Annotated in this window: 5 protein-coding genes; 3 read left to right on the forward strand and 2 right to left on the reverse strand. The window is 67.2% G+C overall.

The window, feature by feature from the left end; all coding sequences use genetic code 11:
• Positions 1-78 precede the first annotated feature (78 nt).
• Both MF270_RS25710 and MF270_RS25715 read right to left on the reverse strand, forming a co-directional pair.
• Positions 79-1,149 (reverse strand): ParB/RepB/Spo0J family partition protein, encoded by a 1,071-nt coding sequence (locus MF270_RS25710; protein WP_238368508.1) that lies wholly within the window; start codon positions 1,147-1,149, stop codon positions 79-81.
• Entirely contained in the window at positions 1,149-2,459 is a 1,311-nt protein-coding gene (locus MF270_RS25715; protein WP_238368509.1) for an AAA family ATPase, read from the reverse strand. The genes MF270_RS25710 and MF270_RS25715 overlap by 1 nt, the downstream gene beginning before the upstream one ends.
• 309 nt (positions 2,460-2,768) lie before the next feature.
• On the opposite strand from MF270_RS25715, the gene MF270_RS25720 reads away from it, so the two are divergent.
• From MF270_RS25720 to MF270_RS25730, 3 genes are all read left to right on the forward strand, one after another.
• Complete coding sequence (locus MF270_RS25720) at positions 2,769-2,957, forward strand: hypothetical protein (RefSeq protein ID WP_238368510.1); 189 nt, start codon at positions 2,769-2,771, stop codon at positions 2,955-2,957.
• A 51-nt stretch (positions 2,958-3,008) separates the two neighbouring features.
• Entirely contained in the window at positions 3,009-3,701 is a 693-nt protein-coding gene (locus MF270_RS25725) for a DnaA N-terminal domain-containing protein (RefSeq protein WP_238368513.1), read from the forward strand.
• 355 nt (positions 3,702-4,056) lie between these two features.
• Positions 4,057-16,039: calcium-binding protein (locus tag MF270_RS25730; RefSeq protein ID WP_272490883.1), on the forward strand; the 11,983-nt coding region annotated here is incomplete at its 3' end.

Below are 16,039 nucleotides of genomic sequence, written 5' to 3' on the forward strand. Positions count from 1 at the left end.
TGAGCCTAGACGTGGGCCGGCCGCCATGGCCAGCCCTTTGCGGCGCCGGGTCACCTGGTGAAACCCGGCGCCGCCATGTCAGCCCCGGTCGAGCCGGTCCAGAAGCGCCTGCACAGCCTCTTCCAGCGTCGCCCGGTCGAGGGCGGAAAAGTCGCGGTCGACCAGCAATTCCAGCCGCCCGTCCGAGGCGGTGCACTTGGCGGCCCCGCCCGGGCGGCTCAGCTTGATCACCGTCTTGGCCGAGCTTTTCGGCGCCGGTTTCGCCCTTGTCCCCGCGGGGACAGGCTTGGCCCAGGCGGTCAGTACGGCCAGTTCATCCTCGGGCGTCCGTTTCGGCAGGGCTTGCAGATCGGCGATGATCCCGGCCTGGATCTCGGGCGCATCGTCCAGCCGCTTGACCAGTTCCAGCCCCAGTTTGCGCGGCACTGCATCGAAATGCGACAGGTGCTTGCCGATGGCTTCGCAGAGCGTGGTGAAGTGCCGGATGTAGGACCGCTTCTGTCTCGAAGCACTGGTATAGAGACGGTCCACGGCCTCGAACGGGGTGCAGCGCGGGGTGTTCGGATCGCCCGCATAGCTGACCGCCAGCTGCGCCATCTCGCCGAAACTCAGGTCGCGCCGCACCAGGTTTTCATCGACCATGCGCTGGTAGAGCCGGTCCAGCGCCTCGCCCTTGACCTGGATCGCGGCGGGGATCTCGGCCCATGTGCGGTCGCGGGTTTCCTCCAGCAGCTCCTTGTAGGCCGTGAGGCGCCGCCAGCCCTGGATCAGCTGGTACCCGCCCGAGACCTCTTCGACCCGGATCGGGTTCGACAGGCCGATTTCCAGCAGCGACGCCTTCAGCTCGTCGATCTCGGCGTCCCGGCCGGGCTTGCGGTCACGGGTCAGCTTGCTGGTCAGGATCTCGCCCAGCGGCAGGGTCCGCACGATCTGCCCGGCCTTTTTCAACGCGACGAACTCATGGGCCAGCCGGTCGTTTTCCTCGCGGATGCGCGCCTCGGCGGCGCGGCGTTCGGTCAGGGCCTCGGCGGTTTCGTGGATCGCGCTGGCCATGGGGCCACGGCGTTCGGACTCGGGCTGTTCGGCCGGGGCGGGGGGGGCCTCGGCCGCGTCGAATTCGATGTCGAAGATACGGCGCTTCTTGCTCATCACGCGGCCTCGCTCTGCTCGATGCCGGCCCAGGCGGCCAGCAGGTTGCCCCGGAACTCTTCGTAGGCGCGGTCGAAGGAGCCGCGCGCGCGGCGCCAGGTCTCGCGTGTCATGTCGCGGTAATCCGTCTCGTAGATCGAGTTGAGGAACCGCCCCGATTGTTCGACCGCCCGCGTGAGTTCGATGGGATGTTCGGCCAGTCTGTCCCCGAAAACCTTGCCGAATGCTGACTGCATCGCGCGGTGCAGGTCGTTGTTCGGCTCGAACCTTGTCAGCAGGAAGCGGACGTCCTGGAAGACCTTGGGCAGCGGCAGTGTCCCCGCGGGGACAAGCCCGGCGAACCCGGTCAGATCCTCGAGCGCCTCGGCCAGCTGGCCGATGAAGGAGGTGGTGGAATCGTATTCCCAGTAGCCGGGGCCGGAGGGGATATAGAGCATGTCGGCGGCAAAGACCGCGTTCATCGACTGGTAGCCGATGGCCGGCGGGCAGTCGAAGATCACGATGTCATAGGCGTCATCCGACAGCTGGTCGAGATAGCGCGAGACGGCGGCGAAAAAGCTCCATTCCGGGTTCATGTGGCGGTATTGCGCGCTCGCGAATTCGACGAAGGCCGCGTTGGCGCAAGAGGGCACGATGTCGATGGTCGGCCAGTTCGTCGGCTTGATGAAATCGGTCACGCGCAGGCCCGACAGGCCCATTTCCGCGATGGAGGCGGGCAGGCGGCGCTGGGGCAGGGCGGTGCCGCTTTCGGCGCCGCGCGTGAGCGTATTCATCCGCTCCGTCTCGCGCGCGAGGTCGCGGGCCATGATGCCCCAGACGGTGAATTCCTCGTCCACGTCCGTCAGGCCCATGGAATGGCTCAGCGTCGCCTGCGGGTCGAAATCGACGCAAAGCACCCGGTAGCCGTCAAGCGCGGCGGCATGGGCGAAATGCAGCGCCACGGTCGACTTGCCGGCCCCGCCCTTGAAGTTGGCGATGGCCGCGCGGATCGCCCGTTGCCCGGCGGGGCGCTGCGGCAGGAAGGACTTGCGGCCGATACGCAGCTTGCGCCGGATCTCGTTCACCTCGTCGAGGGTGTACCAACGCTGGCGACCGTCCTCCTCGACCATGCCCTGGGGCAGGGACGGATCGGCCGCCAGCTTGCCGCGCAGTGTGGATTGGTTGACCTTGAGGATCAGCTCGGACAGCTCCCAGCTGGAGAACCGCCGCAGCGTCTTGGAGCTTTCGGGGGAATAGGTCTGGCGCCGGATCGCCCCCTGCATGCGCAGGGATTGGGTCTGAAGCGCCTTCAGGTCTTTGTGCGTGAACATGTCTGCCCTCTGGTTGCGGCCTTTGCGGCCCGCCTGTCGATCGCTGTCCCCGCGGGGACGCTAATTCTTGGTGTTTGCGAATTTACGGCGGATTTGCCAAAAACGCAAAAGCGAATATCGTAGATTCAGCCAAACCTGGTTTTTGCGTTTTGCCAAGGCGGGACAGGGGGTTGGACGGGATAACCGATTCGCGAACCCGGTCCGGTGACATGGGGACAGACCCAGGGCAGGGGTCAGATTTAGGGGGACAGCCACGTCGCATCCCCCACGGATTGGGGGACATTTTCGCCCGATTAGGGGACAGCCAGCATGTCCCCCAATACCATTGATACCCAGATTCATCATTTGAATTGGGATCAAGGCCAGGGCCCGGATCGGCTTTCCCTTGACAGAATCGACATTCAGGACGCAAATCGTCCCAAGATCGGGAAAAGCGCTGCGAAGACGGTGACGCCCGGCAATCGAGGCAGTTCGGCCATTGACCCGGTCGAGACGTGACCCTGGGGGCGCTGGCCCGTCAAGGGTGACGGAATGAGGATCGAGGACAGGATGCACCAGGCACGCCCCGTCGGACGCGCGGCGGCTTCCCGAAAATATGATCTGCTGACCGCGCTCGGCGCCTTTGCCCTGTCGCAGGAGCGGGCGGCGCAGACCCGCGTGCTGCGGCTGATGACGCTGGTGACGGCGCGCTACAACTGGGCGCGGGACGAGCTGGCCGTGGGGCAGCGCGAGATCGCCGCGCTCTGGTCCGTCGACGAACGCACGGTCAAGCGCGAGATGGCGCGGCTGCGGGCGATGGGCTGGCTCATCGTCAAGCGGCAGGGCGCGCGCGGCCGGGTGACCGAATACCGGATGGACATCGACCGGATGCTGGACGACACGCGCCCCGCCTGGGACCGGGTCGGCCCGGACTTTGCGCTGCGGATGCAGGGGCCCGAGGCGGGGCAGGGGGCCGAGATCCTGCCGATGCCGGTCAGGGGCGAGGTGCCGCCGCCGGACCTGGCCTCGGGGACCGAATGGGCGCTGGCGCAGGCGCTGCTGCACCAGGAGAACCCGGGCCAGTTCGCGGCCTGGATCCGCGGCCTCGAGCGGGCGGCGCGGACGGGCAATCGGCTGACCCTGGCCGCGCCCAGCCGGTTCCACGCGGCCTATGTCCAGACCCATCTGGAGCCGCGAATCCTGGCCGCCCTGCAGGCGGTGGACGAGGACGTGGCCGAGCTGCGCATCGTTACCCGCGGCTGAGACGCCGAAAAAGCGCTTTGGCGATATCGGCAAGTTGGGCTAACCTCCGTCCATACATATTGTCACGGAGTACGTTTTCAGAACGATCCTGCACGGCACGGGGGGACCGCGTTCATTTAGATGCGGCCATGGCCGAGGCAGGCATGGTGCCAGGGGCACGAGGCGGCCGGTGGGGCCGCGGTTTTCGAAAATGTATTTCATACGTAAGGATTTGGGTCGTGATGGCTGACGCTCTCGCACGCCGCTTGCCGGCATTTCCGAACAGGATGATTGACCAGTCACCTGCGTATGGCGCGGCGGCGTCCGCAGGCGCGGGCATGACGCGGACCGGATTCGGAATGCGGGGGACCACCTGATGGAAATCAACGGCACATTCGGCGCGGATACCCTGAACGGGACCGACGAAGACGACACCATCTACGCCCTCGGCGGGGCCGACTACATCACCGTCGGCGGCGGCAACGACCTGGTCGAGGCGGATTCGGGCGATGACACCGTGGTCGCCGGACTGGGGATGAACGTGCTGTGGGGCGGCCTGGGCGACGACCTGGCCGATTACAGCGCGGGCGGCGGTCAAACGCTGACCATGACGCTGATCCCCGAGCTGTCGATCGTGGACGGCTACAGCTCGGCCGACCAGGCGGATGTGCAGATGCGGCTCGAGGGGGCCGGGTTCGACGACCTCTTGTTCGAGTTCGAGACGGTGCGGCTGACCAGTGCCACCGACCGCGTGACGGTGATCGCCTCGGACGACCCGACCAGTTGGATCACCCAGAAGCTGACGGTCGAGCTGGGCGGCGACACGGACGACCTGCTGACCTTCAGCGACGATACGGATTCGCTTTTTGCGCAAAGCGGCGTCTACTACCGCAACGGCTATGTCCAGATCGCCGACACCGCCCAGACCAGCGCCTATTTCCAGACCAATTTCGACGGCGGCAAGCAGCCCGAGAACGTGGCCGACCTGCTCGAGGGCGAGGACGTCACCGAAGGCGACGGGCTGACCTTTACCGGCGTCGACAATGTCATCCTGACCAGCATGGACGACCGCTTTTCGCTGACCTCGGCGGACGAGGGCACCCATTCGGGCAAGGGCGAGATCCACGGCGGGGCGGGGCGCGACGTCTTTTACATCAGCAACAACCCGGTCGGGGACCTGCTGGTCCATGGCGGGAGCGACGACGACATCGTCATCGTGCTGAACGGCACCAACGTGACCACGGCCGGCGGGCTGGGGCGCGACGTGGTCATCAACTTCTCGCAGGGCGGGCTGCTTTATGGCGACGAGCCGACGGGCCAGGTCTACGACCCCGAGGGCGGCGTCGGCGCGGTTCCCGAGACATCCGAGAACGGGGACCATTTCTGGTTCGCCCCGAACACCACGATCATGGATGCGCAAAAGCACGACATCCTGACCTTCTACGGCGTGCCGCTGACCGGCGGCGACGGGGCGGGCACGGCGATCGGCTGGTCCTTCGGGATTCCCGACAACGATCTGATCAGCACGATCCAGTCCGGTGTCGCCTTCTGGAACCAGGTCACGGCGATCCAGACCACGGGCCTTCTGCGGCTGTTCTACGACAGCTGGGTGCCGGCGATCGCCTATGTCGCCACGGGCGACGGCGACATGCAGGTGGTCAACCAGACCGACATCCTCTGGCGCATCATCACCGGCAAGGCCTTTGTCGAGGAATTCGACCTGGGCGACGGGGTGGTCAGCGTCAGCGGCACCCAGCGCGTCAAGGAGATGAACTTCGCCTCGTCGGACATCTTCGAGAACACCTTCGTCAGCTGGACTTCGGAGATCGGCGGCTTTTTGTCGATTGCCGACAGCGCGGCCGACAATGTCGGCGACCTGGGGATGCTGTTCAACTTCCCCAGCGTGTTCTCGGTGCTGATGGCGGCCGGCGGCGGGCTGGCCGAAAAGATGGTGTCGGCCTTGCCGGCGATCGGCGGGGTGATCAAGGCCATTTCCATTGCCAACACCGCCGATGGCGCGGCCTGGCTGGCCGGCGCCGCGATCCGGTCGGCCAAGGCGAACAAATGGGCCGAGGGGGTCGATCCGCTGGTCATCGACCTGGACGGCGACGGGGTCGAGACGACCGAGTACCTGGGCAGCCGCGTCTTCTTTGACCTCGACGACGATCTCTTTGCGGAACTGACCGGCTGGATCGGGTCGGATGACGGCTTCCTCGTGCGGGACCTGAACGACAACGGCCGGATCGACGACATCACCGAGATGTTCGGCGCAAGGTTCGAGGGCGGCTATGACGACCTGGGCCAGCTGGACCTGGCGGCGAGCGGCGGCAACGCAGACGGGCAGCTGACCGCCGCCGATGCCGCCTGGGCCGAGTTGCAGGTGTGGCGCGATCTCGATTCCGACGGCGAGACCGACGCGGGCGAGCTCTTCAGCCTCGATGCGCTTGGGATCGTGCGGTTCGATCTCGCCTCGGACCCGCTGGACATCCTCACGCCGCAGGGGGCCGAGCTGCTGGCCAGCGGCATCGTGGAGTTCGACACCGGCGCCACCACCCGCATGTTCGAGGCGATCTTCGAATCCTCGGACAGCTACACCGAGTTCGCGGGGCAGTCGGGGCTGGCGCCCTGGCAGCAGGACCTTGGCGTGGACAGCAAGGGCTACGGGTCGATGACGAGCCTGGCCATTGCCATGGCCAACGACATCGAGCTGGGCGAGATCGCGGCGGACGTGGCCGCGTCGATGACCACGCCCGATTTCAGCCTGCTGGGGCAGCAGGTCGGGCCGGTGCTGTCCTACTGGGGCCAGACGCTGGAAACCTCGCGCGAGCTGACGCCGGTGCTGCTGCACGAGGCGGGCAATGGCACCGTCAGCCTGCTGGACCGCGCGGTCTATGTCGAGGACGAGACGGGCGGCTACTGGACCCTTGCCAGCGGCGATCCGGTGCTGGACGGCGGCGGCAGCCCCATCGGCCGCCCGACGATCGAGGATATCCTGGCCCTGTCGACGGGAACGGGCGAGAGCTGGACCATGGTCGAGGGTTGGTCGCCCGCCAGCCGCGGCACCGAGGTGCAGCACCGCGAAGATGCGCCCTACCTCGCGCGGCTGGTGGATGGCCGATTCCAGATCGACGATTTCGGCATCCAGAACGCGGACGGGTCCTGGCGGCTGGCCTCGGGGCGCGAGATCACCGATGCGGATGGCGCGGTCATTGCCCATCCGACCGTGGACGACATCCTGGCCTTCGACAGGGCCGAGGGGCAGGAATGGCGCGTCGAGGCGATCCAGTACAACCCCTATGCCGCGATCCCGGTGGCCGAGATCGGCGTGCGCGTCACCGATGGCATCACCGTCGATTACACGGTCGAGGTGACGGACCAGGACGGCACCTTCTACGTCTGGGCGCGCAACCTCGACCGGGCGCTGGAATTGCAGTTCAAGACCGGGGATTCGCGCGAGTTCAACCTGCGCAACTACGCCGTCGATTTCGACATGCTGGACGAGGTGGGATCAAGCGACGACAGCACCTACCGGGTCGAGATCCTGACCCCCGGCCAGCTGCATTTCGCCACCTCTCTGGCCGGCCTCGACTTCCAGCCGCACATGCTGTCCGCGACGCTCGACAACACGACGGGCCTGATCGACTACCGCACCAGCGAGGGCGGGGATTACACCAATTCGACCGAACAGTTCGAAAGCGTCATCACCCCGATGATCGAGCTGGTCGAGCTGTCGATGCAGCAATACATCCTGACCAGCCGGCGCCTTGCGGTGCGGCTGGCGCTGCAGGACGGGCTGTCGGACTTTGCGCGCGGTCTGACCTACGACTCCGAGGCGGACCGCTACCGCCCGACCTCCGACCGCGAACTTGCGCCGATGTTCGAGGCGATCTTCGAAGCCGCGCCCGAGACCAACGAAAACGACGCGGTCTACGACTACCTGTCCGAATGGACGCTGATCCTGGCGCAGGTCTTCCCCGACTACGCGCCCGCCGACAAGGAGCTGTTCTTTGACCCGAACCTCGGGATCGACCAGCCCTATATCTTCCAGATGGCGCTGGCGGCGTATGAGAACGTGGGCCTCGACCTCGACGTCTATGCCATCGCCAATGCGCTGGGTCTGGACGAACGGCGCATCGTCACCCACGGGCCCGACGTGGCCCAGCTGGGCGGGCCGCAGGGCGTCAACTTTTTCTACCTGACGACGGGCGACAACGAGATCATCGGCAGCTACACCAAGGACGCCGACCAGTTCCCCGGCGAGGACGAGCAGACCGACATCTATTTCTACGGCGCGAATGCCGGGAACGACACGATCTACGACCGCGACCTGGGCGACCACGACCAGCTGCGGCTGGTGCACCTGCGCTCGGACGAGGTGCGGGCGGTGCGGGATGGCGAGGACCTCTACCTCTACTACAACGACGGCGCCAACCACATCCTGCTGCGCGAACAATTCCTGGGCGAGCTGAACGTCATCCTGTCGAACGGCAGCCGCGTGCAGACCGGGGTTGAAGAGATCGTCTTTGCCGATGGCGTGGTCTGGGACCGCTACCGCATGGCCTTCAACGCCGTCGATTTCGAGCGGGCCGCGCTGGACGAGGCGGATGCCTATTACGGCTCGGGCTCGGGCGACATCCTCTATGGCGGGCGCGGCAACGATTACATGAGCGGCGGCGTCGGCGGCGACACCTACATCATCGAATTCGGCGATGGCCACGACGTGATCGACGACCTCGGCGGCTTCTCGTTCGGGCCGGTCAAGGCGGGGCTCGACTTCCTGATGTTCCGCGGCGAAGAGATCACCGAGGACACCGTGCGCCTGACCCGCGACGGGGCCAGCGGCAACCTGTTGATCACCATCCTCGACGACACCGGCGCCGAGACCGGCAACAGCGTCGAACTGGTCGGCCAGTTCGCGGGGCTGCGCCTGAACCTCGGCTTCTTCGGCGAGCTGATGGGGGCGACCGACGGGCTGGATTACGTGGCGCCCAACCTGATCGAGAAGATCGTCTTCGAATCCGGCGCGGTGCTGGATTACACCGAGATCGTCAAACGCGTGATGGCCAATGCCAAGACCGACGGCGACGACGCGATCTACGGCATCCTGAACGACAATACCCTGGATGGCGGGGCAGGGGACGATTACCTGACCGGCGGGTCGGGGTTCGACACTTATATCTACGGCCGGAATTACGGCAGCGACGTGGTCTATGACCTCGATTTCGCCTCGGCCCTGTTCGGGCCCAAGGACGACCTGCTGAAATTCACCGACGACCTGCGCTGGACCGATTTCGATTTCCTGCGCGACGGGTCGAGCGACACGCTGCGCCTGCGGGTCAAGGGGACGGCGGACGAGGTGGTGCTGACCGACTACCTCGAAGAGATCCTGCTGGTCGGCTACCTGAACCTCATCGAGGAGGTGGAGTTCGGCGACGGCACGGTCTGGACGCACCTCAAGCTGCTCCAGCATTACGTGGACATCGCCAGGACCGACGGCGACGACACCATTTATGGCTTCGAGACCATTGCCGACCGGATGGATGGCGGGCTGGGCAACGACCGGCTGGTAGGGCAAAGCGCGGGCGACACCTACGTGATGGCCATGGGCTATGGCGCGGACACGGTGTTCGACAGCGCGGGGCAGGACAGCATCGAATTCGTGGGGCTCGATTCTGGCGATGTCGAGTTCTCGCGCACTGCGCTTGACCTGATCATCACCATCGCCGGGACCGGCGACCGGATCGTGCTGGAAAACCAGTATGTCCGGGCGAATTTCCAGGCCCATGCGGTCGAGTTCTTCCAGTTCGGCGACCGGACGCTGGACTACACCGACTTCAACCCCGAGGACATCGACCTCATCGGCTCGGGCGCGGGTGAGACCATCGAAGGGTCGGATTTTGCCGAACTGATCGACGGGCGCGGCGGCAATGACCTGCTCGAAGGACATGACGGCGGGGACATCTACCTGTTCGACGTCGGCTACGGCGAGGACACGATTTCCGACATCCGCACCCGTGCGGCCTGGCAGGACCGCAAGGGCATCGTGGTGCCGGTCGATGACGTGGTGCGCTTTGGCGGCGACATCACGCAGGACAATGTGCAATTCGCCAAGGATGGCAACGACCTGGTGATCTCGGTCGCGGGCCGCGTGGACACGCTGCGCATCCGCGACCAGTTCCTTGACCTCGACCACGGGGTCGAGAAGTTCGAGTTCTTCGACGGCAGCTTCATGCTGATCTCGGACGTCGAGGAGCGGCTGGCCATCGAGGGCGGCAACCGGGGCGACAACCTGCTGACGGGCAGCCCGACCGCGCCCAACGTACTGGACGGGCGGCAGGGCGACGACACGCTGGTGGGCGGATCGCAGGCCGATATCTACGCCTTTGGCGCCGATTACGACTTCGACCGGATCATCGAACGGCCGGATGCCGAGGGCGTCATCGACACCGTGCAGTTCGGCGCCTCGGTCACGCGCGAGGCGCTGCGCATCACCCGAAACGGCGACGACCTGGTGATCGACCTCGGCAACGGGGCGGATGTGCTGACCATTGTCGGCGGGCTGGCCGGCAGCCGCATTGAGCAGTTCCGGTTCGGCGATGCCAGCGTGCTGACCTTCGACGAGATCGTGGACCGCATGCTCACCGGCACGGATGCCGACGAAGAGCTGCGCGGCCTCGACACCCGCGACGACACGCTGGACGGTGGGCCTGGGTCCGACGCGCTGCTGGGCGGGGCGGGGAACGATACGTACCTGTACGGATATGGCAACGGCAACACCTCGGTCGACGACAGGTCGGGCCTCGACCGGATCGTGTTCGGCACCGGGATCACCGAAGACGTCGTGACGTTCGAGAACATCGACGGCGACCTGTTGATCCGGCTGACCCTGACGGGGGAGCGGATCGCGGTGCTGGGCGGCTACCGCGAGCGGCCCGTGGAAAGCTTCGAGTTCGAGGATGGCAGCGCGCTGAGCATCGAGGAGGTGCGCGCCATGATCCGCGCCGGCGCCTCGACCGGCTCGCAGGATATCCTCGACACCGGCGATTTCGAGGCGGGGCAGCTGCTCGACCCCGGAACGGGCCATGACGAGATCCTGCTGAGCGAGGGCGCGCAGGTGGTGATCCGCCCGGGCGGCGGGATCGACCGGGTGCAGATGGGCGCGGGCGTGACCGATGCGGCGATCCTGCTGCCCGACGTGCCCTCGGTGGACGCGGTGGTGCGGCAGGCGGGGGCCAGCAGCCTCGACCTGATCCTGACGGTTCCGGGGACGGGCAACCAGGTCATCATCGTCGGCGCGCTTGGCGCCGGCGCCGTGCCCCGGATCGAGTTCGGCGATGCCGTCACCTGGGGCGCGGCCGAACTGGTGCAGGCCTCTGTCGCGGCGCAGTCGAGCGAGCGGGGCGAGATCATCCGGGGCAGCGACCGCGCCGACACGATCGAGGGCGGGGCCGGCGATGACCAGCTGCGCGGGGCGCGCGGGGATGACACCTACCTGTTCACCCGCGGCGACGGGCAGGACGTGATCGAGGACAGCGCCGGCAACAACGACCGGCTCGAGATCACCGGCTACACGCCGGGCGAGGTGCGGGTGGAACGGCTGGAGGCGGGGCGCGACGACCTGATCCTGACCTTCCTCGGCACCGACGATGCGGTGATCATCCGCGGCGCGGCGATCGAGACGCTGGCCTTCAGCGACGGCACGGTCTGGACCCGCGACACGCTGCTGGACCTCGTGAACGCGGTCGGCACGGACACCGACGACCTGCTGCGCGGCACCTGGGGCGAAGAGATCTTTGACGCCGGGCTGGGCAACGACATCGTGCTGGACGGGCGCGGGGCGGATATCCATACCTTCGACCGGGGTGACGGGCAGGACCGGATCATGGTCGACCGCTCGGCTGATGGCTATGGCACGATCCGCTTTGGCTCGTCCATCGCGCTCGAGGATGTGAGCGCCAAGCGCGACGCCGATGGCAATATCGTGCTGCTGATCGCGGGCGGCGACGACCGGATCACGCTGGTCGACCCGGCGAACGATCCCGACGCCATCGTCGGGCAGATCGCCTATGCCGACGGGCGCAGCCAGTCCATCGCGGTGCTGGCGCGGGCGATCCCGGCGACCGATGGGGACGATCATGTCATCATCCCCTCGGGCGCGCCGACCGAGCCCGAGCCGGGCACCGATGCCTTTGGCCGGGACGGCAATGACACGATCGAGACCGGGCGCGGCGAAGACGTGCTGTACGGCGATCTGGGCAATGACCTGCTCAAGGGTCATTCGGGCGGGGACACCTATGTCTTTGGCCTGGGCGACGGGCAGGACACGATCCACGACGTGGACGAGCTGTCGAGCACTGCGGTGGACCGCATCCGCTTCGAGGCGGGGATCGACCCGGCCGACGTGGTGGTGCTGTGGGCGAACGGCGGCGACCTGGTGCTGGGCATCGCGGGCACCGAGGACCGGCTGACCATCCGCGAGATGTTCGTGAACCGCACCCGCGACGCCGGGATCGAGGAAATCGTCTTTGCCAGCGGCGAAACCTGGGACCTGGCCGAGATCCTGTCGCGCGCGGGCACCGGCACGGCGGGCGATGACGACATCGACCTTGGCACGGCCGGGGACCTGGCCACGCTGGCAGGTGGGGCGGGCGACGACCGCCTCGCCGGCGGACGCGGAGACACCACGTATCTGTTCAACCCCGGCGACGGGCAGGACGAGATCGTGGAGGCCGACAGCTCGTACTATTCCACCGACACGCTGCGGCTGGGCGCCGGGTTCGACCGGGCGGACATGGTGGCGGTGCAGCAGGGCAACGACCTGGTGCTGCGGTTCATCGGCCATGACGACACGCTGACGATCCGGGGCCAGTTCGCCTATTCCAACGATCCCATCGACTCGGTCTTGTTCAGCGATGGCAGCAGCCTCGATGCGGCCGGGCTGGCCGCGCTGGTGGTCTCGGAAGAGCAGGCGCAGCGGCTGCTGACGCCTTCGGTCGCGGATACCAACCCCTTCCTCGATCCGCTCTTCGGGATGGCCCATGGCGGCGACGGATCCTCGACCGGCGGGACCGGCGGCGGGGGGGCGAGCGGCGCCTCGGACCTGCCGCGCACGCTGACAGGTACGCCGGGGGTGCAGGAGACGTTCGAGTTCTTCGTGCCCGAGATCGACCTTTCGGCGGCACTGACCACCATCGAGGGGTTCGAGGTGGGCGACTCCGGCGACATACTCGACATCCGCCTGGCCACCGGCCTTGTCGGCACGGTGGTGGCGCGGCAGGAGGGCGCGGACACCTACGTCTATTTCGCCGATGACGGGCAGCGCGACCTCGGTGCCGCGCGGCAGCTGATCCGGTTGGTGGGGGTCGCGGCGGGCGATCTCACCTCGGGCAATTTCGGCGGCGCGCCCTTCGAGGCGGCGGTGGCTCGGTCGATCACCGGCACCTCTTCGGCCGAGGCGCTGACCGGCGGCTGGGGCAACGACACGATCAACGCCGGCAGCGGCGACGACACGCTGGACGGGGCCGAGGGCGACGACCGGCTGGAAGGGCGCAACAACAACGACACCTACCGGTTCGCGCCCGGCTGGGGCGACGACACCATTGCCGACAACGGGTTGTCGAGCACCTCGAGCGCGGACGTGGTGGAATTCGGCGCGGGGCTGTCGCCCGATGACCTCGAGCTGCGGATCGAGGGCAACGACCTCGTACTGTCCTTTGCGGGCCTGCCGGGCAGCCTGCGGCTGCTAAATTCCCTGTCGAGCCTCAGCTACCGGATCGAGCTCTTCCGGTTCGACGACGGGACCGAGCTGACGCACGAGGAACTGACCGCCCGGGTCTGGACGCCGGATGCCACGGACCAGCTTCTCGAAGGCAGCCGCGACGCCGAGACGCTGGACGGCGCCGCCGGCAACGACACGCTGAGGGCCAAGGTTGGCAACGACACGCTGATCGGCGGCGCGGGCAACGACTGGCTCGAGGGCGGCGACGACGACGACACCTACCAGTTCGACGCCGGGTTCGGGCAGGACATCGTGTCGGACGACGGCTGGGACTTCAATTCTGAATCCGACGTGATCGCCTTTGGCGCAGGGCTGACGCTGGCCGACATGGACGTTCGCGCGCAGGGCGACAGCCTGGTGATCACCTTTGCCGGCAGCACCGACCGGGTCGAGGTGCGGGGCGCCATCAACGACAGCGACCAGCGGATCGAAAGCTACCGCTTTGCCGATGGCACGGTGCTGAGCCATGCCGACATCATGGAGCGGGCCCATGCGCCGGGCGAGGCCGACCAGGCGATGACCGGCGGCTACGACACGGACGCGTTCACGGGCGGGGGCGGCAACGACACGCTGACCGGGCGCAACGGGTCGGACACGCTTGAGGGGGGCAGCGGCAACGACCTGCTGATCGGCGGCCAGCACAACGACCTCTACCGCTTTGACGTGGGCTTCGGGCAGGACACGCTGGACGAAGACGGCTGGAACTTCAACTCGGCCGCGGACGTGGTCGAATTCGGCCCCGGCATCAGCCCCGCCGACCTGGTGGTCACGGCGACCGACAGCGACCTGGTGCTGCGCTTTGCCGGAACAGATGACCAGCTGGTGATCCGCAACACGGTGAGCGACCTCGATTCCCGGATCGAGATCTTCCGCTTTGCGGACGGGACCGAGCTGGGCTTTGCCGATCTCTCGGCGATGGCCTGGACGCCCGATGCCACGGACCAGCGCATCCAGGGCAGCACCGAGGAGGACCTGATCGCGGGCGGCGGCGGCGGCGATACCCTGATCGGCCGCGATGGCCACGACACGCTGATCGGCGGCGCGGGCAACGACTGGCTCGAAGGGAACCGGCAGAACGACGTCTACCGCTTTGACGCAGGCTTCGGCCAGGACACCGTGTCGGACTTCGGCTCGAACGTCTATTCGCCCAGCGACGTGATCGAATTCGGCCCGGGGCTGAGCCTGGACGACCTGGTCGTGCGGATCGACGGCGACGACATCGTGCTGGGCTTTGCCGGGGTCGAGGACCGGGTGGTGATCCTGAACGGGCGCAGCTCGTCCGACTATTACGTCGAGACGGTCCGCTTTGACGATGGCCGCAGCCTGACCCGGGCCGAGGTCATGGACCTGGGGCTGACCGGCACGTCGGGCGATGACCTGCTGCGCGGCAGCAACCTGGCCGAGGCGATCGACGGAAGCGCCGGCGACGACGAGATCCACGGCAACGACGGCAACGATACCGTGACCGGCGGCAGCGGCAACGACTGGCTGTCGGGCGGCTACCAGAACGACACCTACCGCTTTGCGCCCGGTTTCGGCCGCGACGTGATCTCCGAGACCGACGGGTCGAGCTTCTATTCGGGCACAGACCAGGTGGTGTTCGCGGCGGGCATCGCCGCAAGCGATGTCGCGGTCTTCGAGGATGGCACCGACCTGGTGCTGGTCCATACCCCCTCGGGCGACATGCTGCGGCTTGCCGGCACCGTCTCGGGCGGGAGCAAGCGGGTGGAATCCGTCTTCTTCGAGGATGGCGCGGTCACCTGGACCCATGACGACATGATCGCCGCGGCGGTGATCCTTCCGGGCCCGGACGGGATCGCGCAGCAGGGCGATCCGGCGACCAACCTGCTGGCGGGCGGCGCGGGCGACGACACGGTGACCGGCCTTGCCGCGACCGCCAGCCGAATGGTGGGCGGCGCGGGCAACGATACGCTGACCGGCGGCGCGGGCGACGAGACGCTGGACGGTGGCAGCGGCAACGACAGCCTCGACGGGGCGGGCGGCAGCGACGTCTACCTGTTCTCGGCCGGGTTCGGGCAGGACACGATCGCCGACAGCGGCGCGAACGCAGGCGACGGGTCGGGCAATTTCGACACGGTGGTCTTTGATGCGACGATCGATCCGGCCGACGTGACGGTCGAGCGGACGGCGCCCACGGGCGGCGACCTTGTGCTGCGCATCGCGGGCAGCAGCGACCGGCTGACCATCCTCGGCGGGGCCGAAGCGGCGCCCGCCACGGGCGGCATCGACGCGGTGACATTCGAGGGCGGCCCCAGCTGGAGCCATGCGGACCTCTTGTCCATGGCCACGCCGTTCAACCCCGAGGGGCAGGACATCACCCCGATCGAAGGGCCTGTGGACGACAGCCTGGCCGGGACCGACGGGCAGGATTACCTGCGTGGCTACCTGGGCGCCGACACGTTGGACGGCGGCATCGGCAACGACAATCTTTACGGCGACGAGGGTGACGACCTGCTGACCGGCGGGCTTGGAAACGATTACCTGGCCGGCGGGACCGGCAACGACACCTACCGCTTTTCCGCCGGTTTCGGGCAGGACCGGATCAGCGATTACGACTACC

Origin of the sequence: Mesobacterium pallidum (genome assembly GCF_019966535.1) — a bacterium.
In the GTDB taxonomy this organism is placed as follows: domain Bacteria; phylum Pseudomonadota; class Alphaproteobacteria; order Rhodobacterales; family Rhodobacteraceae; genus Mesobacterium; species Mesobacterium pallidum.

Excerpts from the sequence above, each read along its gene's own strand:
- MF270_RS25710 (WP_238368508.1), bottom strand. The coding sequence starts at position 1,149 with ATGAGCAAGAAGCGCCGTATCTTCGACATCGAATTCGACGCGGCCGAG.
- MF270_RS25715 (WP_238368509.1), bottom strand. The coding sequence starts at position 2,459 with ATGTTCACGCACAAAGACCTGAAGGCGCTTCAGACCCAATCCCTGCGC.
- MF270_RS25720 (WP_238368510.1), top strand. The coding sequence starts at position 2,769 with ATGTCCCCCAATACCATTGATACCCAGATTCATCATTTGAATTGGGAT.
- MF270_RS25725 (WP_238368513.1), top strand. The coding sequence starts at position 3,009 with ATGCACCAGGCACGCCCCGTCGGACGCGCGGCGGCTTCCCGAAAATAT.